This window comes from Vibrio sp. TBV020 (assembly GCF_046056895.1).
GTDB lineage: Bacteria > Pseudomonadota > Gammaproteobacteria > Enterobacterales > Vibrionaceae > Vibrio.
This window is the reverse complement of sequence record NZ_JBEEAQ010000001.1, coordinates 129,861-154,570: the sequence shown is the minus strand read 5'-3', so window position 1 is coordinate 154,570 and position 24,710 is coordinate 129,861. Positions and strand designations below refer to the sequence as shown.

The window sequence follows — 24,710 nt, the reverse complement described above, 5'->3', positions numbered from 1 at the left end:
TTTCTTAAACTAACTTGCTCACATTGATGGATGAAGTAGGGCATACCGCAACGCATGCTCCGCAACCTGTACATTCATCAAGGTCTAAATTTGGTTGTGCGACTCTACCGATTTCCAACTTGAATTGGATCGCCATGGTGTCACACATATCTCCACAGCTTCGGCATTCGACATTTTGCTTTGCTAGACAACTCTCAGCGATGCTTGCTTTCGCACCCCATGGATTATCTTGTTCTTCTTTAAACAACGATTCCGGACACGCCTGCGCGCATCCGTAACAAAAAGTACATTCACCACGTGAGAAATCTACTTGAGGAAAACCGCCATCACCATTAATGATGATTTTTGTTTCACAATTTTCGGCACACTTCCCACAACGAGTACACATGTCGGTGAACAGAGCGCTGTTTGCAAGCCAAGGTAGACGAGTAGTATTATCGTCAACTGTACGTTTTGAGAAAAAGCGTCTTTTGGAGAGGTCTACCACTGTCTCACCTAAACTTGTTAGCTATTGTAATTACGAATAAATGATTGTTCATATTCTGTCATTTATCCATATATAAATTGTAGTTTTTGAAATATTTCGATAAATACCCCCTAGGTGGTAATTGGGGATTAAACTTGTTTTAGATCAATAAACTTACGATGAAGTGATCACATATTGTCGCGCCAATTAATTATAAGCTTAGTATGTAAACAATAAAATTGTGTGAAGGTGTTAAAAAATCACATGTTAAAGAATGTGAAAAGTTCAGTTACGACGACAATTGCCAAGGCAATGATATGCATTTTGTTGCTCTCTGTGGCGACAACAAGCTTCGCTATTTTTACCTTAGCTTCAAGTTTAAACGATGCTGAGGCAGTAAATGTCGCAGGCTCAATGCGGATGCAGAGCTATCGCCTAGCATATGACATACAAGCAGAGTCAGAAGACTATGCTTCGCATATTGTTATGTTTGAGCATTCTATCTACTCTCATTCGATGAAAGCGCTGCAAAATTGGTCAGTGCCTGAAGACATTACTCATGACTACTACAGCTTAATTACACGTTGGCATGAACTTAAACAGGTTCTTAGAGGAAGTGACAGAGAACGCTACTTAGATCTCGTCGAAGGTTTTGTTAATCAGATAGATGCGTTCGTTTTCAAGCTCCAGGATTATTCTGAAAAGAAATTGATTTCGTTAGCTTGGGTTGGCGGATTAGGGCTGGGCTTTGTATTATTGATCAGTGTGTTCGTGGTTCATTATACGCGTAAGCATGTTGTGACTCCGTTAAACTCTTTGGTCCTTGCTAGTGAGCAGATTCAAGCTCGTTCGTTTGATGTACAGTTAAATATCGCGAGCGAAAATGAAATGGGGGTTCTCGCAAAAGCGTTCAACAATATGGCGCGTGATCTGGGCAATCTATACAGAGGCTTAGAAAAGGCAGTTAACGAGAAAACTCTCAAACTTCAAAATGCCAATGATTCACTCAGGGTGTTGTACCAGTCTTCACAAGAGCTTACTGCCTCTAGAATCACACAAGATAACTTTTCAGCCATCTTAAGGCATATTGTCAGTTTGGAAGGTATTTCTGCCGCTCGGCTAGAAATCAATGAACCTGGTGAAAAGCCAATTTTAATTTCTGAAGGGGAAGAGTGCAGAAACTGCAAAGAATCGTGCAGTAGTGAGAAGCTTTCGTTGGACGGTCTAGAGCTTGGAACGCTATACTGGAAAGTCTCGTTGCCATGTCCAGATCAAGCATTGATTGACAACTTTGTACAGATATTATCGCGTGCGGTATATTATAATCAGGCTCAGCGTCAGGCAGAACAACTGCTTGTTATGGAAGAACGCGCTACTATTGCTAGAGAGCTGCATGATTCTTTAGCCCAAGCGCTATCTTATTTGAAAATACAAGTCTCCTTGTTAAAGAGAGGCATGAGTAAAATTCCAGATTCACCAGCATTGCAGAAAACGTCCCCGGTTCTGGCCGAACTAGATACCGGTCTATCTGCCGCCTACACGCAGCTTCGAGAGCTATTAACGACATTTAGATTGTCGATTCAAGAGGGCAGCTTTGGTACGGCGTTACAGAGCATGACGGAGCAGCTGTCAGATCAAACAGATGCTGAAATAAATCTTAATAATCAGCTGTCATCAATTGAACTTGATACAAACCAGCAAGTACACTTGTTACAGCTAATCCGAGAGGCGACGACAAACGCGATCAAGCATGCTCGGGCAAAACATATAAAAATAGAGTGCGGCGAAACAGATACTCATATCCAAGTTTTGGTTAAAGACGACGGAATTGGCTTTGATACTAAACTTGAAAAAGCCAACCATTATGGATTGAGTATTATGCAGGAACGCGCTTCAAGGCTTAACGGTGAGCTAACTATCACAGCGAATCAACAGAACGGCTGTGAGGTCTATTTAAAGTACCCCAAAATTAAGGATTGTAACATTGACAGAGTGTAGAGTGTTATTGGTCGATGACCACCCACTAATGCGACGTGGTATCAACCAGTTGTTGAGCTTCGAAGACGAATTTGAAGTGGTCGCTGAAGCTAGCAATGGTACGGACGCTGTCGCACAAAATCATGAGCATAAGCCAGATTTAATTCTTCTTGATTTGAATATGAAAGGCATGTCTGGCCTAGACACACTAAATGCATTACGTGCTGATGAGTGCGATGCGACGATTGTCATTCTTACCGTTTCTGATAGTCCTGCTGACATAGAAGCGATAGTTAAGGCAGGGGCTGATGGCTACTTGCTCAAAGACACTGAGCCAGATGAGCTTATCGATTTGTTGAAAGATTCGTTACGTGGTAACAAGGCGTACAGTAAAGAAGTTGCAACCTACTTGGCTGAACGTGAAAACAGCAGTAGCGTATTCGATGAGTTAACTGATCGCGAAATGCAGATTCTGAAAGAGGTTGCGAAAGGCCTAAGAAACAAGCAGATCGCAGACACACTCTTTATTTCAGAGTCGACGGTGAAAGTTCATATGAAGAGTTTGCTTAAAAAGCTTCAAGTGCCGTCTCGCACAGCAGCAACAGTGCTATATTTAGAACGCTATGGTGATATGAAGTAACACCAGCTGGCAAATAAAATTAAAAAAAGGGCGCTCATTGAGCGCCCTTTGTATTTTATAATTGATTTAAGCCGTCATTGGTACAAGAACCAAAGTACCGATAATTACCGTAACCAAGCCACAAATCACAGGTACTGAAGTACGTTTAACTACTTCGAATGGGCTAATCTTACCCATACCAGATGTAGCAACCACAACGCCAGATACTGGAGAAATAGTACGACCCAAGTTAGATGCTTGTAGCATTGGAATGATTAGGAATGCTGGGTTTAAACCCATTTTTGCAGCAAGTGATGGAGCTAGTTCAACAAACGCATAGAATGGTGCGTTACCAGAACCTGTCGCAATTGCAGCAGCAACAGTAAGGCCAGTCAGAATAAGCATTAGAGCAATACCACCAGCGCCTGCTGTTTCAGCTAGGTGAAGTAGGTTATCGATCGCACCAATTGACATTAGACCTTGTGCAAATACACCAGCCGCAACCAATAGCATTACTACACCTTTGAAAGCGTCAGCCATACCTTGGTAGCAAGACTCTAGATCTTGCAGTGTTTTCTCACCATCAAAGCGTTTCTTAACGAAATCGACTAGGGCACCAATAAAGATAGACAAAACAACGATTGTGTAGATATCCAGTTGAAGTCCTGGAATCGTACGGCCGTTGAATAGGAATACACCAATGATAGGTAGGAAAGGAAGCACTGCATAAAATGCTGGTGCGTTCACTTCAATCTCAGACACGTCAACACGCTCCATCGGCGAGTTGTCTTTCTTATCTAGATATTTATTCCAGAAGAACGCAGCGGCTGCCATTACGATGATCGCGCAGATTGATACTGGTAGAACCGTTTGTACTGCGAACACGTCTAATGCCAAACCAGATTTCTCAGCGGCAATCACTACGTCGCCAGATGTTGGTGAAAGGATGATAGCTGCAGGTGATGCACATACAGCAACAGCTGCAGGGCGAGAGATACCCATTGCAGTCATCATAGGGAATAGCGTTGCCATTAATAGCACACCTAGGCCTGTTGCAGAACTCACGGCAAGTGACATCAAACATGCAACAATGTAAGCCGCAACAAGCAGTACATATGGCGACTTAATGACAGATAAAGGCTTAGAAAACTGTTTAACTACAACATTGTTAGCGCCAATATGTGTCATGTATGAAGCGAAACCACAAAGTAGCATAATTTGCATACCTAGGCCGCCGCCTCGGTATTGAAGCATGTATTTAACGTACTCTAGTGCATCAGTGAATAGATTTCCTGTGGATGCAACTTTGGCAGGAAGGACTGTATGGCCAATAAGACCAGTTAGAATGAGTAGTAGTACACCCGCTGTTAAAAGCACACCGGCGGCTTTGTAGCCTTTAACAATGAAGTAACCTACGGCCACTGTCACTGCTAACCCGATTAAGAGTTCCAGCATAGAAATATCCTCAACTAATTATAAATATAAAGAAACTGTTTCAAACTATGTCAAAGAATGTACAGAATTCTATGCTGAGAGACGAGGCTAACTTAACTATCCGATGATCTGGAACAATAAATTAAACTGTGTATTACAAGTAGTGAAACATGTTGTTTTTGTAAGGTTCTGTAGATGTTAAATATATTGAAGAGCGGGCATAAGGAAGTTTTAAATAGATCAAATATTGGGATTGGGCTGTTTGTTGAGTGCTTACAGAGAAGAGCGGTTATAAATTACGCTAGGATCACCGAGTGAAGTAAAATCATTGCTTTCGTCACAATATACGGCTTCCAGTGCTTCTGGTAAGGCGAGATAATACCCTTGGTACATCTCTACATTAAGTGAACGCATTGCGGCGAGTTGTTCTTTTGTTTCGATTCCTTCAACTACGACTTTGGAGCCGAGTTTTTTCGCTAACTGTAAGCCTGACAGCAAAGGAAACTTATCCCCATCCATATAGGAAAGCATCAACGAACGATCAATTTTTAGGATACTGGGTTTGAGCTTTTCAACACGTTCTCTGTTTGATGCATCGACACCAAAGTCGTCTACGGCAATATTAAAATTGCTCTCGTTCAATTTTTTCATCGCATCAACAAGGCTTTGTTCGTTGTCAGCATCAAGCTCTACCACTTCCATGACAATTTGGTCATTGTTGATGTTTAAAGAGCGCAAGCGCTTAGCAAGTAAGCTAGAATCGATATTTTCTAGGGCGAGATATTCACCAGCAGAGGGTAAAACGTTCAGGAACAATTTTAAGTGACGATACTTGGAACGGGCAAAATTTCGAATATGGATCACGCGGCTAAGGCGTTCAACATTGATTTTGTCATCCAGTGGTGTTTCATCTGAGTGAAAAAAAATATCGGGCCGAATACAGCCTTGTTGAGTGTGTTTGATGCGCACGAGGGCTTCAACACCAATTACATTGTTGGCTGCATTAAAGATAGGTTGAAATACGCTATTAAGAGTCAACTCTTTGTACTGTCCTATGTACTGGAGTTTATCGTTCATAGACAGACAATCAACGAATTGTTGCTGAGTTGAGAGAATCATATCTACTTCTTCGACCTCGATAAATATGCGCTTTTCCGAACGGTGTAAAGCAAACGGTTGCCATAATATTGACTGAGGCATGATTTTGTCAACATTTACCTCAACTTAAATAGTAGTCCTGTCTAAGTTTAAGTAAATAAAAATAAACATCCTTCGATATTTCAGGCGGTTACTTTGATAACTCTGTCGGTGACTAGTGAGTTAGATTAAGATTTTATAGATTCTGAGATGAATTGATAGTGGAGTGCAGTCCAACAGATTAAAATCGGGAGGAATCTCTCATCCTACATGGTGCTGTCCGTAACTCTACTAAACTATTTTGTGGTGCGAGAGCCAAAAAGTTATAGAGCAGTTTGTTAACTCAACTGAATAACGGAATACAGTTGTATATACTTTCGTACCAGTTGCTTATCAGTAGCGCGTTTGAGTGGGTGAGTAAACTTCACGAAATATGGGCTTAAATTAAAGTGCTCTTCCAACGATAAAGAAAGCTGAGACTCACTTTCATACAAAGCAATGCCTTGGGTGCGATACTCGTCAATTTCGTCAGGGAGTTCGCCTGTCCACCAGTGTAGGAGTTCACGGCTCTGTTTACTGCGAGTAATCCAGTGATCTGTTAATAGAAGTAAAAGGTCGTTGGGTTGAACAGCAAACCCGTATTCCTCTTGCCATTGGGCAATGGTTTTAAATAGTTTCTTGCGGCATGAAGGACCTGCACTAACTAAGTGTGAAGTCAAAACCCAAACCGTGCCTATATCAGAACTGACTCGGTAGTGATGCGGGAGATCAGAGCTTTGAGATGTATCTAGGGGCTTGTAATCATAATCATGACCAAACTCGTTTAACGTGCGAGAAAGTCGACGAGCAAACGCTAGACCTAAATGGTGCTCGCTCATTCCTTTATTATGAATTGTAGGGTAGTGCTTTTCACACAATACCATGCAGTCAGCCTGAAATTCGTTAACACTCTGAACTAGCACATCCAATAACAAGATCCATCTCTCCATAATGAGCAATATGCGCAAATAGCGTAACACGCACACGTTAAGTTTCGTTACACTTAATCGACTAAAACATGAGGAGCTTTAGGGGTTTATGTCTAAGATTGAATTTACGTCACAACAAAAACAGGCGATGTCTAGTGCTCTACAGCGCTATTTAGAAGATGAGCTCGATGTGGAAATTGGCCAATTTGATGCGGATTTTTTGCTCGACTTTATCACAACAAAGTTTGGGCCAGCCTTTTACAACCAAGGTTTATCAGATGCGCAGTTCATCATGCAACGCAAAATTGTTGATATCGCAGACGAAATTTACGAAATAGAGCAACCAAGTGATTTCTAGCAGCGAAGGTTAGTTCCTTCAAAATTTTCGAATGACTTCATCAAGCGGAGAATATTTCACTATTGTAAAGAATGGTAAATAATCTGTTGCAAGAAAGAAGAGCTATGTACTCTAAATTTAAATAAGAGTCATTTAACCATTAAGGTTTGCAAATGGAATCAGAAGTTAAAAACTACAATGTGCTAGCGCGAGCGATTCATTGGGTATCGGCATTAGTCGTTATTGGTATGTTCGCCGTGGGTTTATGGATGGTTGACCTTTCATACTATAGCGAGTGGTATCGAACTGCGCCTCACTGGCATAAATCTATCGGTATTCTATTAGCGTTATTGACTCTATTTAGGTTTGTTTGGAAGTGTGTGACAGTGTCACCAAAAGTGGAAGGCGCAAGCTATGAAGTACTTGGTGCAAAGCTGGCACACGCAATCATGTACATAATTCTTCTCGCACTTCCGATATCTGGTTATCTAATCTCGACCGAAGATGGTCGAGGAATTGATGTATTTGAATGGTTTACTGTACCTGCTTTAGGTGCTCTATTTGAAGGGCAGGCAGATATTGCAGGACAAATTCACTTTTATGCTGCCTGGGCGCTGATTCTAATTGCAGCTGTTCACGCTATTGCAGCTTTAAAACACCACTTTATTAATAAAGACAACACGCTACGCAAGATGATAGGAGCTTCAAAATGAAAAAAACGTTATTTGCTACCGGATTAGCAATGGTAATGGCATTACCATTTGGTGCAAGCGCGGCGGATTACATGATCGACACTAAAGGCGCTCATGCTTCAGTTAACTTTAAAGTTAGTCACCTAGGTTATAGTTTCATTCAAGGTCGTTTCAATACGTTTGATGGTGAGTTTTCTTACGACCCAGCAAATGTTTCGGCTTCAAAAGTGACGGTGAACGTTGATACGACAAGCTTAGACTCTAACCATGCTGAGCGTGATAAGCATATCCGTAGCTCAGACTTCATTGATGCATCTAAATACTCTACAGCGACATTTACTAGTACCAGTGTTGTTGATAAAGGTAACGGTCAGTTAGAAGTTAATGGTGATCTAAACCTTCACGGTGTAACGAAACCAATCACAATCGATGCTGAATTTATTGGTGCAGGTCAAGACCCTTGGGGTGGTGAGCGTGCAGGTTTTGTTGGAACCACTCGTTTAGAACTTGCTGATTTTGATATTGCGGTAATGGGTAGTTCTAGCTACGTCGACATGGAACTGCATGTTGAAGGTATCAAGAAGTAACACCTTCTTATAAATACAAAGTGCCCCCAACATAGGTTGGGGGCGTTTTGATCAAGCGACTTATTTCCCGACCAAATTCCTAGCCACAGCGTTGTTTGTTTTTATATTTACGCTGTTTCAAGCTCACGCTTTGTTTCGACAATGTTCATGCGCTCACCATAAATAGGGCGAAGAGCATTCAATATATCTTCTCTTGTGATTACACCAACGAGCTTTCCGTCTTCTAGAACAGGTAGTACGTGTGGTTTACTGACTTTCATTGCCTTTGCTCGTTCTTCTAATGACAGCGTTGTTAGCTGCGTTGCAATGCCCATGCTGGTTGTTGGATATAGCTGATCTTTGTCTACACAAAGGAATTCGGCGATATCAACTAGCTTATCGTTAACGTCAATCGCTATAACGTCACGAGCCATGATGTCCACGACTTTTTGTTCTTTCGCTGGGATATAATCCTGACACCATAGGTCAACCATGATGTCGTGAGCCGAGAAGAAACCAACCAGACGACCTTCAATATCACAAACTGGAGCACTTACTTGGCGATGTTCTAACAGCGAGTCAATCGCAACTGGAGTAAGCATTTCTGCGCGCAAGATAAGTGGGTTAGAGTTCATTACATTTTTTGCAGTGATGTTGTTGTTCATGATGATTTCCTTAGCCGTATTAATCTGAGTTGTTTTAGTAATAGCGCGAACATTCGCGGCTTTTAGTTGTGGTCTGCGGTAGATTCCCCAATTGGCAAGCCCAACAAGAACAGAGCCTCCAACGATGTTCCCAAGCGTTACGGGAATTAAGTTCGCAAACAGAAATTGTTTAATATTTAAGTCTGAGTATTGCGCAGCGCTGACGCCGACTTGTTGCCAAAATGAATCTGGAGCAAAGTTTTGAATGACGATACCCAGTGGAACCATGAACATATTGGCGACACAGTGTTCAAACCCACTTGAAACAAACATTGCGACAGGCATGATCGTCATCGCAGCTTTAGTCAGAGCGTTAGCGCTACTGAAGGTTAACCAAATTGCTAAGCACACAAGTAAGTTACAAAGAACACCAAGAGCGAAAGCTTGTACGGTAGTATGGTGTAACTTGTGTTGCGCAATATTGAGTGCGTTCAATCCCCATTGACCGTGATCCATCTGGTACAAGCCTGCTACTGCGACAATCGTGAGTAGCAACATTGCGCCGATAAAATTACCGACATAAACCTTTCCCCAAATAGAGAGCATTTTGTTAAAGCTAATCTGTTTATTTGCCCATGAAATGCTAGAAAGAACCGAACTGGTAAATAACTCGCCGCCGCAAATAACGATGAGAATCAGGCCCATACTAAAGGCAAGTCCACCAGCTAGTCGGCTAAGTCCCCAACCTGCATCTGTACTACCCGTAGTCACTGTTATATAGAACAAAAAGGCTAAGCCAATAAAAGCACCTGCCATGATGGCCAGACTGAGGGTCATACCGCTGCTTTTCTTTGCTTTACTTAGCGCAAACTTTTCTGCCTCTGCCATCATTTCCATGGGTGAAAAGTACTGGTTATTCGTTTGAGCTGATGTCATAAGCACTCCCGAATGTGAACGTCATAGTTAATCTCCTTAAAAGTGCAGCAACCTCTCGCTGACTGCCAATTCAGATTAAGGAGTGATTAAGTACAGGTAAAATTGATAATTTTTAAAATCCTTATCAAAAATATTGATATGGATTAGAGAGAAGGTAAAATGAAACGGCTTGCGTATTATTCCTAGGATATTTCGTAAGTCGCTGGAGTTTTTTATGTTGTAAAACTCGCGCAACCCACAAGGATAGGAGCCTTATGCGATACTCATTGAAACAGCTGACTGTATTTGACGCTGTTGCGGATACTGGCAGCGTCAGCCTTGCAGCTGACAAGTTAGCGTTAACACAATCAGCGACCAGTATGTCGTTAGCACAATTAGAAAAGATGCTAGGTAGACCTTTGTTTGAACGACAGGGAAAGCAGATGGCATTGACGCATTGGGGAATGTGGTTACGCCCAAAAGCTAAGCGCTTGTTGCAAGACGCCCAACAGATTGAAATGGGGTTTTACGAGCAGCATTTATTAAGTGGCCATCTTAAATTAGGTGCAAGTCAGACTCCGGCTGAACACCTTGTTCCAGACCTTATCAGTATTATTGATAACTCATTTCCTGAAATGCGTATCTCGTTAAAGGTGAAAAGTACCGATAGTGTCATTGAGGGTGTACTCGACTATAAATATGACCTTGGCATCATCGAAGGCCGTTGTGACGATAATCGTCTTCAGCAAGAAGTTTGGTGCCGAGATCATTTGACCGTAGTGGCCGCAGCGCACCACCCATTTGCAAAACAAGAAACAGTCAGCCTAGCTCAATTAGAACAAGCTAAATGGGTACTTCGAGAGCACGGTAGTGGTACGCGCATGATTTTCGACAGTTCCATTCATCATCTTATCGAAGATCTTGATGTGTGGAGGGAATATGAACACGTTCCTGTGCTGCGTAGTATGGTTGAACATGGACAATACATCACTTGCTTACCTTACCTTGATGTTGAGCGCTTTATTGAGAGTGGTCATCTTGTCGCACTTAATGTACCCGAGCTAAAAATGGAGAGAACACTCTCGTTCGTTTGGCGTGCGGATATGATTGAAAACCCTCTAGTCGAATGTATTAAAAGAGAAGGGGCGCGAATGATGAAAGGTAAGCCGTCTGTGTTCTAAGTCTTTATAGTTCCTATTTCTGTTGAAATAACGATTGCGTCACAATTCATGTGTAATGAATGTCGTTTTAATTTCATTAAATGTGATCAGTGCTATGTGATGGGCGGCTTACTTCTCCTAATATGCCTACTTGTACTTTTGATGTGTGAAAACACACTGAGCGAGGCGTAATGAGCACTTTAATCGCAATCTCACTAACTACCGGTATTCTATCAGGGCTTTGGGGCTGGATAGCTGTAACATTAGGACTTTTGTCGTGGGCAGGGTTCCTTGGCTGCACCAGTTACTTTGCATCGCCAAATGATGGGTTGAAAGGTCTATCAGAAAGTTTGATAACGAATATGAGTGGTGTTTTTTGGGCTATGGTGATTATTCACGGTTCACAGTACGCATCGCTTGATATTCTTGGCTATGTCATTACTGCAGTCGTTGCATTCTTTATGTGTGTACAAGCTAAACAGTCGTGGCTTGCGTATATTCCAGGAACTTTTATCGGTTCATGTGCAACGTTCGCTGCTGATGGTAACTGGAAGCTTGTAATCCCTTCGTTGATCTTAGGCGGTATTTTCGGATACCTAATGAAAACGAGTGGCGTGTGGCTGCATCAAAAGTCAAAGCAATCTCAGGTTAATACGAGTTTACAGACGCGATAGTAACCTTTGATAAGTCTCAGCGGTTTGAAAAGGGCTGTTAAGACTACCCCCGATTGATTAGTATCACCCGTTTTTTTGATACGCGGCATCGATAAATTCGATGCCGCTTTTTTATGTATTGCCATTAGCCATGGTGACGACTCGTTTCAAAGTCCAGCGAAGTAAAATAGGGATCCCTTCCGTACCTTGTTTTTCGCAATGCGACACAATGGCTAAAGCAAGGTCTGGTTTTGCGAATTTTTTAAGGACACGAGTGACTACCTTTTTAGCCGGAATTGGGTGTTCCAATGGAATCTTCAACATGTTTTTGAAGAACTCTTCAAAGCCATTGTTATAGAGGTAATGTTCAATATCTCTATCAGGGAGTTCTGTTAACCGGTGCCTTTGTTGATCATTGTCGAGTTGAGCTTTTACCGCTGCAGCATATTTCTTACCTGCTGCATCACCATCGGTTACCACATGCCAATCAATACCAAAAGCTTTGGCGACTTTAATGAGAGACTTTAGACCTGACTGCGCAAATTCGATGATTTGAACCCCTTCAGCCGCCAAGTTGTACCCGCATTGATTAGCTAACTCGTTAAACAACCAAACTTCGGTCTCTCCCTCCACAAGTAACCAACACCTAGCGAAAAGAGCCCCAGAACGATGAAAGCGGATGTGAAAGCCAATCCTTCTTAGTTCGTCTCGGCCTAAACCTTGGTCTGAAAGGTAAGTTGTTATAGTACGATCGGATTGTCTAACTAAACGCCGGATACTATATAGAGGGACTTGCCCCAACAAGTCACCACTGTTGGTCGTTAGAATCTTTTGCATCGGCAATAATTGTAATAACCCCCATGCACGAGCGAGATGAGTAGGGTGCAATCGTCCTTCGGGATCTTCGATGATCAAAAGTGGGCGTGCGCACCGTCGTAGTGTTGTTGGCCCTTTAGCTTGTAAATAGGCGTTAAGTAGCCCCATGAATAACAGGCGTGTTTGTTTGTCTTTCGTTTCTTCAACCACCTCTGAGATACTTTTAGTGCCGGGCGACGCATTGAAGAAAATTCCGTCACGTTGCTTACGAAGGTTGGTCCGAACGTTTGGTTTAAAAGAGAAATAGTGCTCGACCAATGCATTCATTGAACTCAAACTGCTACGCATTTCACCTTTGTTTACGTGGCCAGGAATCGCCATGAGTCTTCGACAAGTATTATCAATTCTTTTCTCGACTCGAGCGTTAACATCTTTGGTATTATTGATTGGCCTCTCAAAGCGACGTGAATCTTTAAGTCGTATCACAGGATGGAGAGACATCAATTCTTGAGCAAGTTTTTCAGAGTGGTGTAAAGGTAGCGGCGTACCTTCAAAGTCTAAAAATGAATACCGAGTAACAATATCGTAGCCGTCTCTTGAGGCGCTAAGTCTGTAGATAATACGGTTTGTGCCGCTGCTGTCTTGAACCCATATCGGTTTAATCTTTCTATAGCGGCCAGAGTGAATTTCGTTTTTATCGGTTGAGACTAAACTCAATACAATTTGTAAATGCTGAGTTTGTGGGTGGGATACTGAATAATCGACGTGAAAATCAGCCATCTCAAAACTGTAGGGCTCTCCCTCAGGAGGCAATGCGACGGACAAGGCATCAAGTAAAGACGATTTGCCCCAAGTGTTTTCACCAATCAAGGTCGTGAGTTCGTCAAAAGCAATAGATAGACGTTTGATCCCGCGAAAACCAGAAATTTCGATCCGCTCAAGCTTCATTGAATCCCTCCATGACGCTATTTCTAAACTAAGCATAATAGAATTTTCTAGTTAGAGCAGACATTTAGCTCACAAAGTCGTACGAATTACTTTCGATACTTCAAAAGCAAAGGAGTGAGGATGGTCATACATATCAATGTATATGAAACGTCATGTTCAATATAAGTGTGAAATATAATGAATCTGTCACATTGATTGCGGTAGGATATTCATGAAAAGAGAGATGAATATGACAGATAAAAATAAAAAAACGACAAAATTAAGATTGGCGCACATTAATGATACACACTCCTATTTTGAACCGACTTCTCTGCAACTAACGATTGACGTCAATGGTGAAGAATTATCGCCATTTGTAAGTGCTGGTGGTTTCGCTCGTATCGCGACGCGTGTTGAACAACTGCGTCAAGAAGCAAAGAGTGCTAACAAAGATCTGCTGTTTTTGCATGCAGGGGATTGCTTTCAAGGAACACTCTATTTTTCGCTATTCAAAGGAGAAGCAAACGCAACGCTCCTCAATGGCTTGAAAATAGATGCAATGGCGTTAGGAAATCATGAGCTCGACATGGGTAATGAACCCGTTGCTCAGTTTGCCCAGCGAATCAACTTTCCTTTGCTGGCCGGTAACTGGGATTTATCTAACGAATTGGCTAGTAAACCGATTCGCCTTTCAAATAACGATCGGGTGTATGCTTACGAGACAAAGACTAAAGCAGCAACTTGGATAGAAAAAGCCATTGGCGATGATAAAGTCGCGGTGTTCTCATTAGCACTCGACAAAATGTCCGACATTTCAAACCCGGATATTGATACTCCTTTTGTCAATGCAATCGAAACAGCTAAGCACACGGTTACATTGATTCAATCTAAAGGTATCAACAAGATCATTTTGCTCAGTCATATGGGGTATGACTCAGACTTAGACTTAGCGAACCATGTAGACGGTATTAGTGTCATCGTAGGAGGACACAGTCATAGGTTACAGGGTGACTTTAGTGGGCTGGGTTTAGCTAAAGATGATGAGTATGGCGTTAAGGTTAATGACACCTACGTAGTGCAAGCGGGATACCATGCACTGAGTCTTGGGCATTGTGACATTGAGTTTAATGAGGATGGTTCAGTCGCCTCATTTACGGGTAAGAATGAACTATTACTCGGTCGACGCTTGTTTATTGATGCGAGCATGAGTCGAACCCACAGTGAAACTCCTTACCAAATGGCAAGAAGCTTCATCGATAGCCACCCGAATGTAGTAGTGTGTAAGAAGGATCGAGCTCTTCAATCGATTCTTGAAGAGAGATACATCTCACGAGTGCGGACACTTCAAAAAGAAATTATTGCTACTGCCGATACAAAGCTTCGCCACATACGTGTGCCCGACCAACAAGGGCCGAGCCAACTTGCGCCGCTCGTTGCTGAATCGTTTACCTATAAAATGAAGCAATTAGGGCATAGTGTGGATTTCGCTATTCATAACGCTGGTGGCGTCAGAAACTCACTAAATTCCGGTAGTGTGTCTGTTGCAGATGTTGCCGGAAAACTACTGCCGTTTGCCGTACCAATCGGAGTGTACAAGATTAAAGGGCAATATTTGCCGCTAATTCTTGAAGGAGCTATCAACAACGCATTTAACAATGGTGTGGATGGCACCGGAGATGGATCTTATCCGTACACGCATAACCTTAGGTATGAATATGATTATGACGCTCCAAAAGGCCAACGAATTAAAGGTTTGCAACTAGGTGATTCAAAGGGTGATTGGCAAGCGATTGAGCCTGAAGCCATTTATACTGGTTCGTCTTCAGCTTACACCATGAAAGGTAAAGAGGGCTACGAAGCTATCCTCAATATGGAAGGGGAAGGTGTTATTTCTACCGTTTCCATGGCGGATTGTTTCATCCAGTTGTTGACTGAACAACCAGATGTTCTCAATCGAGACCAAAGCAACCAACATATCCACCAATGGCATAAAGGTTGCTAAATATACCTTGGGTTCATGCTATGTATGAATAATACTCAGGGGGTATTATGTGGAGTCGAGATTGGATTGATGTAGCCGTGGTCATTAGTTGGATTGGCGTTTGGTCTGCATTGGTGTACTTCGTTCCTATTGGCGGTGTATGAACGCAATAACTACTGTGCCAATAGATTTGATAAAAAGGAGTAATTATTTGCTCCTTTTTTGATTTTACTTGTAGACGAATCACATTTTCAGGAATAAAATCCGCCTTGTTTGGGGAGTAGTCGCCTCTGGTTTACTTATCGTCATCTCGTTAGACGTCGTTCTATCCGGTAAGTATAAGTATGTTAACTGAATCATTTTGTAAGCATATTTCGACGAGACCAACGTAATCAAATGTTACTTAGCCTTTGCTGGCTGAGTAATAAGTTTGTTTGCGGTAGGGATCGTCACACATCATAACATCTTCGATCCCTCCGCCTTTGGAGGAAACATGACCCCAGTTACTTACTTCAGCTTCGGCCTATTAACACTCACATTAGTTGCGCTAGATATTTGGCAAACGCGTGGTGGAAAAATTACCATCAAAAAAGCGGCAATTTGGAGTGTATTTTGGTTTGCATTAGCGTTTCTGTTTGCGGCGACAATTTACCTATTTTGGGATGTTTACGCTCCAGGAAGTGAATACACGGCTGAAAAAGCGACCCTGTCATTCATTACCGGTTACTTACTGGAAAAATCACTCAGCGTCGACAACTTGTTTGTATTCGCGATAATTTTTCATCAGTACGCGGTGCCTGAGCATTTACGCCCAAGAGCGTTGCTGTGGGGTGTAATCGGCGCGTTGGTTCTACGTGCAATTATGATTGCTGTGGGTGCTCAGCTTCTTGAGCAGTATCACTGGATCTTATATCTATTCGCTGCGTTCCTTATTTGGACCGGCATTCAGCTAGCACGAGATAAAGGTGAAGATGAAATTAATCCTTTACCGGAACGTATTATTCGCAAGTTTATCCCGGTTTCTGATAGTTACGCAGGCAATGCTCTAACTATCGTTGAGAAGGGTAAGCGAATTGCAACGCCAATGTTCATTGTGATTGCAGTCATTGCATTTATGGATGTGATGTTTGCTCTTGATTCGATCCCTGCAATATTTGCGGTGACAAGAGAACCGTTCCTAGTATTAGCTGCGAACGTGTTTGCATTGCTTGGTCTACGTTCACTTTACTTTGTTCTGCAAGGTATGATGGATAAGTTTATTTACCTCAAACCAGCGCTTTCATTCATCATGGTGTTTATCGGTATCAAGATGGTGCTAGTTGGTTCAGAATGGGAAATCCCTACGGCAGTATCATTACTTGTGCTTCTGATTACAATGACAGTTGCAGTAATTGCGTCAATCATTAAGCAAAGAAATGAGTCAGTGAATACCCCCGTTTCTACTGATAAATAAACTAATTAACGTGCGAGTGACTTCCTGCTTTTTTAAACTTTGTTTTGTAAAAAACTTGTGATCCAAAGCAGGTTGTTAAACCTTTGGAATAATAAATAGTCAAACCTAAAGACTAAATATGCACATAAGGCTCGTTTTTTTGAATAAACCACAAATCAACGTGTTAATGGTTTGTTCTATTAGAAAAACTTATGCGAATAACCAAAAATAGTCATTTTTTGTGCTGATAAATATTGCCTATTATTGCCGCAACGAAACGAATTACACCAGTTTATAGAGAGGCAATCATGGCAGCACAAGCAATGCAAATCGGTACTATCGACGCACCTATCTCTATGGATAAAAAAACCTACGCGGTTTCTTTCAAAGGATTGATTGCTCACTTATTAGATATTCTATTCACAGACAACAGCGAACCACGTGCGTACTACGCAAATGATTTGTCTGGTCACATGCAGAAAGATATTGGTCTATATCGTTAATTGGAACGAGCAGAATTGAAAACGCCAGCTAGAAATAGCTGGCGTTTTTTTATGCCTGATGAAAGTTAATAAACATAGTCACGGTCAGTATAAGCAGTATCAATTGCCCAAAATGACTAGAAGGACTTCTTTATGACCGCTCTTATTGCTTTATCTGTTGTCAGCTCAATCTCAGCGGGACAAATATGGTCCAATGAAGGGCAACCCGCTCAGGTCATAGAACTCTTTACATCGGAAGGGTGCTCAAGTTGCCCACCAGCGGATAAATACATCTCTCAACTCGAACATCACGAAGGTTTATGGGACAGCTACATTCCGGTTGTCTATCATGTCGACTATTGGGACTACCTAGGATGGAAGGACAAATTTGCCCAGCCTGAGTTTACTCAGTTGCAACGGCTATATCATGCGTATGATGTTGTTGGCAGTGTATATACGCCAAGCTTTGTCGTTGACGGGAAGGAGTGGCGCGGATTCTTTAACTGGGTCAATCGAAGACTTCCAGCTAATGAACTCCAACCTTCAGAACGTCTTACCTTAGTGAGAAAAGGTAATGAGTTTGTACTCAAATTTGCTTCAAAACAGCTACTCGATGCAACGATTCTATTTTTATCAAATGATCAAGTAACGGCTATTAAAGCGGGTGAAAATAGAGGTAAATCTTTAGACCATGATTTTATTGTGATGGAAAGAGAGCAAGGACGATCAGATAAAGGTCAATGGCAATTTTCTTACAGTGGTGATTTAACTCAAATAGATGCAGTTGCTGCTTGGGTTTCTCCCGCCGGTCAGTTCTCAAGAATTCAAACAGTTGCAGGCAAAATTGAGTAATCCAAATAGCCACCTAGTGCACATAATTGCGTAGTGAGTATGGATGTAGCCAGCGCAACGATTCATGATTGGTTAAGCGTATAAAACGATTGTTAACCTAATGAATATCATAAAACTATTAGCCCCATTGACTTTACTTTTTTCGTTCTCTTCATTGGCGACTGAGTGCCTACCTTTTTTCCAGCAAACGGCCAAGCAATCTTTGCAAGGTAGAATCGAAACGGAACTAGAATCGTTCAGTGCAGATCAACTCTCAGAACCGATTGATTACTACCTTGCTGCATTGAAATATCGTTATGGGATTGGCGTTAAGAGGGACTTTGAGAAGTCGAACAACTTACTTGAAATGCTTGATGACAGCAGTTTTGAACAGCACCCTGACATGATCACATTCAAGTATTATTTTTTAGGCAGTTACTATTATTCTTGTGGCGACAAAAGACGCGGATTAAGTCGCCTTTGGTATGCTGCGGAGAACGGTGATCCTAACGCCAAGTTCCTCTATCTTTATATTTCATACAATGACCCGATTGAAGAAAAGCTCTCTTTTGACGAATATTTGCGAAGCTTGGCGCGACTAGCTGATGATGGAAGTAAGCTCGCTGGATTTGAACACCTCTATCAAACAAAAGTGAAAGAAGTCGACAGTGCTAAGTCTAGGATCTGGGCGAATATGTTTTCTCGCTTCACGACTTTTGAAACATGTGACTTAATGGAATTCTATCAATTTGGAACAGGGGTCGACGGCCTCGTTGTTGATTGGCCCAATAAAGCAAAACTTATTTATTACTTCTGGCCCGACTATTATATGAATTGTTTAAACAAGGGTTAAGAATATAGGTAAGTTAGAAATGTCTTCCTACATGTTAAAAACAACAAAGGCGCTCATTTGAGCGCCTTTGTTTTATCTGTCGAGAGTAACTTGTGATTACTTCTTACGGCAGTATTCAGCGATAACGTACATAGATTGGCCGCCGTTCGCTTTACCAGAAACAAGCTTAGGATCGTCACCGATGCTGATGCCGCGGATAACTGTACCTTGCTTGATTACTTGGTTAGTACCTTTAACTGGCAGGTCTTTAATAACCGTTACGTCGTCACCTTTCTTAAGTTCAACGCCATTGCAATCGAATGGTTTGTCGTCTGCAGACATACCCGTCATTGCCCAGTTCATTTGCTCTTCTTCCATGTACATCATGTCCAGCGCATCTTGCGCCCAGCTTTCAGTGTTTAGACGAGTTAGCTGGCGCCATGCCGTTACTTGTACAGCAGGAACTTGGCTCCACATGCTGTCGTTTAGACAACGCCAGTGATTAATGTCTTTTGGCTCATCAATCTCACCTAGACACTTGTCACATACCATGATGCCATAATCTACTGTTACATGGCTGTGCGGAGGAACGGCATAAGCGGTTAATGGTGCATCAGCAGCACATAATTCACATTTTGATTGGCAGCGTTCTAGCATAGTAGCTTCAGAAGACATAATGGACTCACATTAGTTAGGTGTTAATTACGCCGGCTATTATGCACTTTATCCATCGAAAAGAAAGGGGTATACCGAATAGCAAAGGTTTAACCTAAATAAAATTGCGCTACTCTGACTTTTGAATACGAAAGGTGAACAAAATTCGTCACATCAATAGGTTATTCCATGTGACATTGTCACATTGTTAGCAATTTCTTTACCTAATTAGTCTAGATAGGCATAATCATCGCCGTTGTTATAGCAAATTAATAGGTTACAAACGTTGGAACTTCTCTCCATTGAATTTTTAGGCAAACCACTTCGTCTTGAAGGCTCTATGGCTGGATGGCAGCAATTGTTTTGGAATAATCAATTGGTGTCTCAGTTTGATGCTAACTCAGAGCGAGGTGAAAACACACATCATCAATTTACTTTGATGAATGGGGAGCAAGAACTCGTTTGTAAACTGGAAACGACACTTGTATGGCAACCTTTCACGATTGAGTATCAAGCTTCAGTTAATGGTGAAATGATTAACCAAGGTAGTCGTGATACTAAAGACATTGAGAAGCAAGTTCCATTCACGCCACCGACACCAGAAAAACGTTTTAGCTTAATCGGCCTTGTATCGCTCGGTATGAAAGCACTAAAGAGTGCAAAGCTAATAAAAGTTGTGCTAGCGTCCGCGAGTTTGGCTGCTTATTCATGGTTATTTTCATTTCAATTTGCTTTAGCTCTTTTAGCCTGTTTGGTCTTCCACGAGTATGGTCACGTTAAGGCAATGAAGTATTTTGGAATGAAAACGAAAGGAATCTACCTAGTCCCATTTTTTGGTGGTTTAGCGCTAAGTGACGAGAAGATAAACACGCGCTGGCAAGATGTCGTTATTTCAATTATGGGGCCAATGTTTGGTCTGATTTTATCCGTCATTCTGTTAGTCGTGTACCTCATAACAGGAGAGATGTTCTTTGCTGGGTTAGCAGTTTTTAATGCGTTCTTAAACCTATTTAACTTATTGCCGATATTGCCATTAGATGGTGGACACGTCCTAAAAAGTATCAGCTTTTCAATGAACAGTGTGGCGGGTCTTATCTTGTGTACGGCGGCTGCGGCTGGTGGGGTGTTCCTTAGCTACTCGCTCGGTTTAACGCTATTTGGCTTTCTGTTGATCATGGGCATGCTAGAAATTTTATTTGAATGGCGTGGTCGTCATTATAGCCACTTGTTACCCCTAGACAGATATGGGCAAATTATTTCAGCAGTTTGGTATGTCGGTTTGGTGGCATCGCTGATTGGTATTATTTGGTTCTTTGCTTCAACTGGAGATCAATTGTTGCAATTACCGCTACTCATTTTGGGTACTTAACGGACTAGAAAAGGGAGCATGACGCTCCCTTTTTTATGAACATTTTGGCTTTGCAACGTTATAGTTTGGTAAAGCTTGGATCTTCGCCTGCAGATCTTGAATACGAGTGCTGTGGGAAGGGTGAGTAGAGAGTAACTCTGGTGGTTGCTTTCCGCCCGATGCTTTAGCCATGTTCTTCCATAAATCGACACTTTGCCTAGGATCAAAACCAGATTTTGCCATTAGCTCTAAACCGACGATATCTGCTTCAGATTCTTGAGTACGACCGTAGGGCATTAGTACTCCGTATTGAACACCTAAGCCTAATGCTGCCATTGTGACTCCAGTATATTGAGAATATTCTGATGCACCTAAAGCGATATTGGTAATTTGAAGACCGGCGTTAGCAATTTGAGACTGGGATAAACGCTCATTACTATGATCTGCGAGGACGTGAGCGATTTCGTGTCCGATGACTGTCGCCAGTTGGTCTTGATTCACTGCTACATCTAACAGGCCAGTATATACGCCTATTTTTCCCCCTGGTAAGGCAAATGCGTTAACTTGCTTACTATCAAACACAACCACTTCCCATTGGTTGAAGCCTGGTTGTGGTGGCACATGGCGTGTTATTGCACGCGTCACACATTGAACATAAGCATTTGTCTTGCTATCGGTACTTACTTTTTGATCTTTCTTCATTTGATCAAATGATTGGGCACCGAGGTTACTCATATCAGTGTCTGAAAATAGCAGTAGTTGATTACGACCGGTTGGAGAGGCGCTACATGCGGCAATTGCAAGAGTAGTAACAACAGTGGAGAGTTTTAACCACGAGTGCATTGAATTCCCTTCTTCAAACGCAAGATTCTAATTGGTAAATCATAACATTAGGTTACAATCGATGTTAACTGTAGTTGGTATTGGAATCGCAAATGAGTATCTGGAAACGTCACATTGACTTAGAAGTATTAAATAAAACCTCTAAAAACACGTTGATAGACCACCTAAATATTATTTACACGGAATTTGGTGACGACTATATATCTGCAACTATGCCAGTTTGTTCATTCACTCATCAGCCTTTGGGAATGCTCCATGGCGGTGCATCTGTGGTACTTGCTGAAACGTTGGGATCAGTCGCTGCTAACTTTTGTATCCCTGAAGGTAGTTATTGCGTAGGTTTAGACATCAACGCTAACCATGTTCGCTCAATGCGAAGCGGTCATGTTGTTGGGACGGCAAAGCCCATTCATTTGGGCGTATCGACTCAGGTGTGGCAAATCAACATTACTGATGATCGTGAAAGACTTGTCTGTACCAGCCGTTTGACGATCGCTGTTAAAAACAAGAAAACGAGCAAGTCGAACAAAGAGGCTCAATAATGGTGATTGAGTTTAGTAGCGGGAAGGTGATAGCTACATCGCATGAAATAGTCGTTAAGTTAAATCATGAAGCAATGGTCATACTACAAGCGCAGGTAGATGCGGTTACATTAATCGGTCGAGGCGCTAATGTTATCGCGGCAAACGGTAGCGAAACTAAATGGTCTATAAAGCTTGATAACGAAGCGCAACTTCAACAATTAGCACAAGAAACGAGCATCGCTATTCAATAGTGTAAATAGCACTTGATCCGACTCGCTTAAATGAGGAAACTCAATAGCATGTAAATGTTAGTGAGATTTCCTCTTTATGAGTAGCCCCCGTCTAAGAGTTCAGTTTGAAACCTTGTTTGAACACTACAAGGGAAAAGATTCTGGTGTGCAGTTAGAAGAAATTACTGAAATCCTATTTTGTACTCGTCGTAACGCACGTATCGTGCTCAACAAAATGGAAGAAGAAGGGTGGTTAGAGTGGCATCCTGCTCCTGGACGAGGAAAGCTCTCTCAGCTCAACTTCAAAAGAAGTCGCGCAGACGTTAGTGAAAACCTAGCTAAACGGTATTTAGAAGAAGGGAAAATCGGTCAAGCATTAAAAGTTCTAGATCACGATAGCGCTAAACTTGCTCAAGTTGTTGAAAAGTATTTAGGAATTGTCCACCAAGAAGGGCAGCAAGTTGTACGCTTGCCGTACTATCGACCGCTCTCAAATCTAAACCCAATGGACCAAATGAGGCGTTCAGAGCTTCACATTGCTCAGCAAATTTTTAGTGGACTGACACGCTTAGATGAGCATGAACAACTGCAACCGGATCTGGCACATACGTGGGAAATGATTTCACCCAAGCAGTGGCGCTTTTATATTCGCCCAAGTGTTCGTTTTCATAATGGCGATCTGCTAACCGTCCAGACCATTATTGAATGTCTGCTTACACTCAAAACCAAGAACCTGTTCTCACATATTGATCGCGTGGTGTCTCCTGATCATTTGATGATCGATGTTCATCTTGAACGTGAAGACTATAAATTACCTCTTTTATTCTCCGAGTCTTGCGCAAAGATTACCTTACCAATCGAAAGTAGAGCGGATAACTTTGATGTTTTCCCTATTGGGACTGGCCCATACCGCATAGTCCAAAATGATAATAAACGGCTCGTTTTGCAGGCATTTGATGGATACTTTGGTTTTAGACCTTTACTTGACCGAGTAGAGGTGTGGGTGATAGATGAAGCGTACTCTTCTATGGTGTTTCCAAGTCTTGCAAAGCCAGTAAGACCAGATATTGCAGAATTCTCGGATGAAGTCGAGCTTGATCCAGGTTGTACACTTTTACTCCTTAACCGAAAGAATGGTTTAGCGGTGTCCAATGATTGGGCAAACTACTTCAGCCAGAAATTGAGCACCCTCAACCTATTTCAACAGTTACCTCAAGATAAGCTTGTTGAGTTAGGCGTGCTGCCTGCTCATGGCTTGAAGCCCGGTTGGTACCACCATACTAAGCAAGGATACACATCACCGCCTTCCTACCGAACAGTGACGATCGCCTACCATGGGCAACATCCGATGTTCCCAACATTGGTAAAATGCATAGAGTTACTGCTTAAACAAGACGGGTTGAGTGTAAACCTTGTCACTTACGATCATACCGTTGAGGATACGTCTGAAGTTGATATTTGGCTTAAGCCTATGGGCATCTCCACCAATCGTGATGATGCATTGGCGGGGTGGCTTCTCAATTACAGTGACATTGAGGGATTGAGTAAAACTGAGGACTTCGATTTTTGGGCTGCGATGGTAAAGGAATGGCAAGCATCACCTAATGCTGCGTTCCCGGCAAAGGAGTTGGGTAAATCTCTAGTAGAAAAGATGCAATTAATCCCGATGTTTCACTGTTGGTTGGGAGTGAACAAAGATCAGTGTGGTTCGCTACAGAACGCAAAATGTAACGCGTTAGGTTGGTTTGATTTTAGTCAGGTATGGGTAAAGCCGCAGATTATTCAAGAAAACTCTAACGACGGTGGAGAGTAATGGCCAAACCGAATAAAAAACAACCCACCAAAACCGTCAACATCTATTGTGCAAAGTGTAAAACACAACTGTTCAAGTACCGTAAAGGTGGGAAGGGCGCTTTGGTAAAATGTTTCAAGGAAAGAATTGTCGAAGACTATACAAACACGCCCTGTATCTGCCCTGAATGCAGCGGGGAATTTGCACGTGATACTTTGGTAAGAGGAACGCCGGCTTTCAAGATAATCGGTGGCAAAGTAACCATGAAGTGAAGCATTAACAGAATATTGTATTAACAAAGTGATTGATTAAAAACGAAACAGAAAGTGTTGAAAACAGACCGTTCATGCTGAATTTTGAGCTCAATCGATATTTTTCGTAAATTTCTCGTTAAGAGGTATCATTGTGATGTAAACCTGTTAGAATACCCGCAGTTAATCTTCGGTTTTT

Annotated in this window: 25 protein-coding genes; 17 read left to right on the top strand and 8 right to left on the bottom strand. The window is 42.0% G+C overall.

Going from position 1 to position 24,710, the window contains the following annotated elements; genetic code table 11:
* Positions 1–4: 4 nt before the first annotated feature.
* A complete protein-coding gene (gene napF / locus AAFX28_RS00655; RefSeq protein WP_408684711.1) occupies positions 5–487 on the bottom strand; it encodes a ferredoxin-type protein NapF in 483 nt (160 codons plus the stop codon).
* Positions 488–730: 243 nt separating this feature from the next.
* Between napF and narQ the strand changes: the two genes are divergently transcribed.
* Together narQ and AAFX28_RS00645 are read left to right on the top strand one after the other, a co-directional pair.
* Complete coding sequence (narQ, locus tag AAFX28_RS00650) at positions 731–2,464, top strand: nitrate/nitrite two-component system sensor histidine kinase NarQ (protein ID WP_408684709.1); 1,734 nt, start codon at positions 731–733, stop codon at positions 2,462–2,464.
* Positions 2,451–3,083: a response regulator gene (locus AAFX28_RS00645; protein WP_408684707.1), complete on the top strand. Its 633-nt coding sequence runs from the start codon at positions 2,451–2,453 to the stop codon at positions 3,081–3,083. Before narQ ends, AAFX28_RS00645 begins: the two co-directional genes overlap by 14 nt.
* Before the next feature lie 66 nt (positions 3,084–3,149).
* Here the strand turns inward: AAFX28_RS00645 and dcuC are convergent, their stop codons facing one another.
* From dcuC to AAFX28_RS00630, 3 genes are all read right to left on the bottom strand, one after another.
* The gene (gene dcuC, locus AAFX28_RS00640) at positions 3,150–4,517 is read right to left on the bottom strand and encodes an anaerobic C4-dicarboxylate transporter DcuC (protein WP_408684705.1); all 1,368 of its coding nucleotides are present in this window, start codon (positions 4,515–4,517) and stop codon (positions 3,150–3,152) included.
* 252 nt (positions 4,518–4,769) lie between these two features.
* Positions 4,770–5,615, bottom strand: coding sequence for an EAL domain-containing protein (locus AAFX28_RS00635; RefSeq protein ID WP_408686786.1), 846 nt, complete (start codon positions 5,613–5,615; stop codon positions 4,770–4,772).
* A gap of 356 nt (positions 5,616–5,971) precedes the next feature.
* Complete coding sequence (locus AAFX28_RS00630) at positions 5,972–6,607, bottom strand: hypothetical protein (protein WP_408686785.1); 636 nt, start codon at positions 6,605–6,607, stop codon at positions 5,972–5,974.
* A gap of 103 nt (positions 6,608–6,710) precedes the next feature.
* Here AAFX28_RS00630 and AAFX28_RS00625 point away from each other — a divergent pair, with 103 nt between their 5' ends.
* From AAFX28_RS00625 to AAFX28_RS00615, 3 genes are all read left to right on the top strand, one after another.
* On the top strand, positions 6,711–6,959 hold the full coding sequence (locus AAFX28_RS00625; protein WP_408684704.1) for a DUF2164 domain-containing protein: 249 nt from the start codon (positions 6,711–6,713) through the stop codon (positions 6,957–6,959).
* Between the two features lie 152 nt (positions 6,960–7,111).
* Positions 7,112–7,651, top strand: coding sequence for a cytochrome b (locus AAFX28_RS00620; RefSeq protein WP_408684702.1), 540 nt, complete (start codon positions 7,112–7,114; stop codon positions 7,649–7,651).
* Positions 7,648–8,217, top strand: coding sequence for a YceI family protein (locus tag AAFX28_RS00615; protein WP_408684700.1), 570 nt, complete (start codon positions 7,648–7,650; stop codon positions 8,215–8,217). Before AAFX28_RS00620 ends, AAFX28_RS00615 begins: the two co-directional genes overlap by 4 nt.
* A gap of 107 nt (positions 8,218–8,324) precedes the next feature.
* On the opposite strand, the gene focA is transcribed toward AAFX28_RS00615, so the two are convergent.
* The gene (focA, locus tag AAFX28_RS00610) at positions 8,325–9,776 is read right to left on the bottom strand and encodes a formate transporter FocA (protein WP_408684698.1); all 1,452 of its coding nucleotides are present in this window, start codon (positions 9,774–9,776) and stop codon (positions 8,325–8,327) included.
* A gap of 254 nt (positions 9,777–10,030) precedes the next feature.
* On the opposite strand from focA, the gene AAFX28_RS00605 reads away from it, so the two are divergent.
* Positions 10,031–10,936 carry a LysR substrate-binding domain-containing protein gene (locus AAFX28_RS00605; RefSeq protein WP_408684696.1) on the top strand — a complete coding sequence of 302 codons (906 nt, stop codon included), beginning with the start codon at positions 10,031–10,033 and terminating at the stop codon, positions 10,934–10,936.
* Positions 10,937–11,106: 170 nt separating this feature from the next.
* Complete coding sequence (locus AAFX28_RS00600; RefSeq protein WP_408684694.1) at positions 11,107–11,589, top strand: DUF1097 domain-containing protein; 483 nt, start codon at positions 11,107–11,109, stop codon at positions 11,587–11,589.
* Between the two features lie 111 nt (positions 11,590–11,700).
* On the opposite strand, the gene AAFX28_RS00595 is transcribed toward AAFX28_RS00600, so the two are convergent.
* The gene (locus AAFX28_RS00595; protein ID WP_408684693.1) at positions 11,701–13,332 is read right to left on the bottom strand and encodes an ATP-dependent endonuclease; all 1,632 of its coding nucleotides are present in this window, start codon (positions 13,330–13,332) and stop codon (positions 11,701–11,703) included.
* Between the two features lie 229 nt (positions 13,333–13,561).
* Here AAFX28_RS00595 and AAFX28_RS00590 point away from each other — a divergent pair, with 229 nt between their 5' ends.
* The 5 genes from AAFX28_RS00590 to AAFX28_RS00570 all read left to right on the top strand — a co-directional run bounded on the left by AAFX28_RS00590 (position 13,562) and on the right by AAFX28_RS00570 (position 18,890).
* A complete protein-coding gene (locus tag AAFX28_RS00590; RefSeq protein WP_408684691.1) occupies positions 13,562–15,313 on the top strand; it encodes a bifunctional metallophosphatase/5'-nucleotidase in 1,752 nt (583 codons plus the stop codon).
* Positions 15,314–15,785: 472 nt separating this feature from the next.
* On the top strand, positions 15,786–16,745 hold the full coding sequence (locus AAFX28_RS00585) for a TerC/Alx family metal homeostasis membrane protein (RefSeq protein ID WP_408684689.1): 960 nt from the start codon (positions 15,786–15,788) through the stop codon (positions 16,743–16,745).
* Between the two features lie 287 nt (positions 16,746–17,032).
* The gene (locus tag AAFX28_RS00580) at positions 17,033–17,227 is read left to right on the top strand and encodes a hypothetical protein (RefSeq protein ID WP_408684688.1); all 195 of its coding nucleotides are present in this window, start codon (positions 17,033–17,035) and stop codon (positions 17,225–17,227) included.
* Between the two features lie 132 nt (positions 17,228–17,359).
* Positions 17,360–18,058: a DUF1223 domain-containing protein gene (locus AAFX28_RS00575; RefSeq protein WP_408684686.1), complete on the top strand. Its 699-nt coding sequence runs from the start codon at positions 17,360–17,362 to the stop codon at positions 18,056–18,058.
* 100 nt (positions 18,059–18,158) lie between these two features.
* Positions 18,159–18,890: a hypothetical protein gene (locus AAFX28_RS00570; RefSeq protein ID WP_408684684.1), complete on the top strand. Its 732-nt coding sequence runs from the start codon at positions 18,159–18,161 to the stop codon at positions 18,888–18,890.
* A gap of 96 nt (positions 18,891–18,986) precedes the next feature.
* Here AAFX28_RS00570 and AAFX28_RS00565 read toward each other — a convergent pair whose 3' ends face one another.
* Entirely contained in the window at positions 18,987–19,544 is a 558-nt protein-coding gene (locus tag AAFX28_RS00565; RefSeq protein ID WP_408684683.1) for a PhnA domain-containing protein, read from the bottom strand.
* 265 nt (positions 19,545–19,809) lie between these two features.
* Here AAFX28_RS00565 and AAFX28_RS00560 point away from each other — a divergent pair, with 265 nt between their 5' ends.
* On the top strand, positions 19,810–20,892 hold the full coding sequence (locus tag AAFX28_RS00560) for a site-2 protease family protein (RefSeq protein WP_408684681.1): 1,083 nt from the start codon (positions 19,810–19,812) through the stop codon (positions 20,890–20,892).
* A gap of 33 nt (positions 20,893–20,925) precedes the next feature.
* Here AAFX28_RS00560 and AAFX28_RS00555 read toward each other — a convergent pair whose 3' ends face one another.
* On the bottom strand, positions 20,926–21,714 hold the full coding sequence (locus AAFX28_RS00555) for a M48 family metallopeptidase (protein WP_408684679.1): 789 nt from the start codon (positions 21,712–21,714) through the stop codon (positions 20,926–20,928).
* A gap of 92 nt (positions 21,715–21,806) precedes the next feature.
* On the opposite strand from AAFX28_RS00555, the gene AAFX28_RS00550 reads away from it, so the two are divergent.
* The 4 genes from AAFX28_RS00550 (at position 21,807) to AAFX28_RS00535 (ending at position 24,532) form a co-directional block, all read left to right on the top strand.
* Positions 21,807–22,256 carry a hotdog fold thioesterase gene (locus AAFX28_RS00550; RefSeq protein WP_408684678.1) on the top strand — a complete coding sequence of 150 codons (450 nt, stop codon included), beginning with the start codon at positions 21,807–21,809 and terminating at the stop codon, positions 22,254–22,256.
* Complete coding sequence (locus AAFX28_RS00545; protein ID WP_408684676.1) at positions 22,256–22,489, top strand: DUF3389 domain-containing protein; 234 nt, start codon at positions 22,256–22,258, stop codon at positions 22,487–22,489. The genes AAFX28_RS00550 and AAFX28_RS00545 overlap by 1 nt, the downstream gene beginning before the upstream one ends.
* A gap of 76 nt (positions 22,490–22,565) precedes the next feature.
* The gene (locus AAFX28_RS00540) at positions 22,566–24,281 is read left to right on the top strand and encodes an SgrR family transcriptional regulator (protein WP_408684674.1); all 1,716 of its coding nucleotides are present in this window, start codon (positions 22,566–22,568) and stop codon (positions 24,279–24,281) included.
* Positions 24,281–24,532 (top strand): hypothetical protein, encoded by a 252-nt coding sequence (locus AAFX28_RS00535; protein WP_408684672.1) that lies wholly within the window; start codon positions 24,281–24,283, stop codon positions 24,530–24,532. The genes AAFX28_RS00540 and AAFX28_RS00535 overlap by 1 nt, the downstream gene beginning before the upstream one ends.
* Positions 24,533–24,710: the final 178 nt, after the last annotated feature.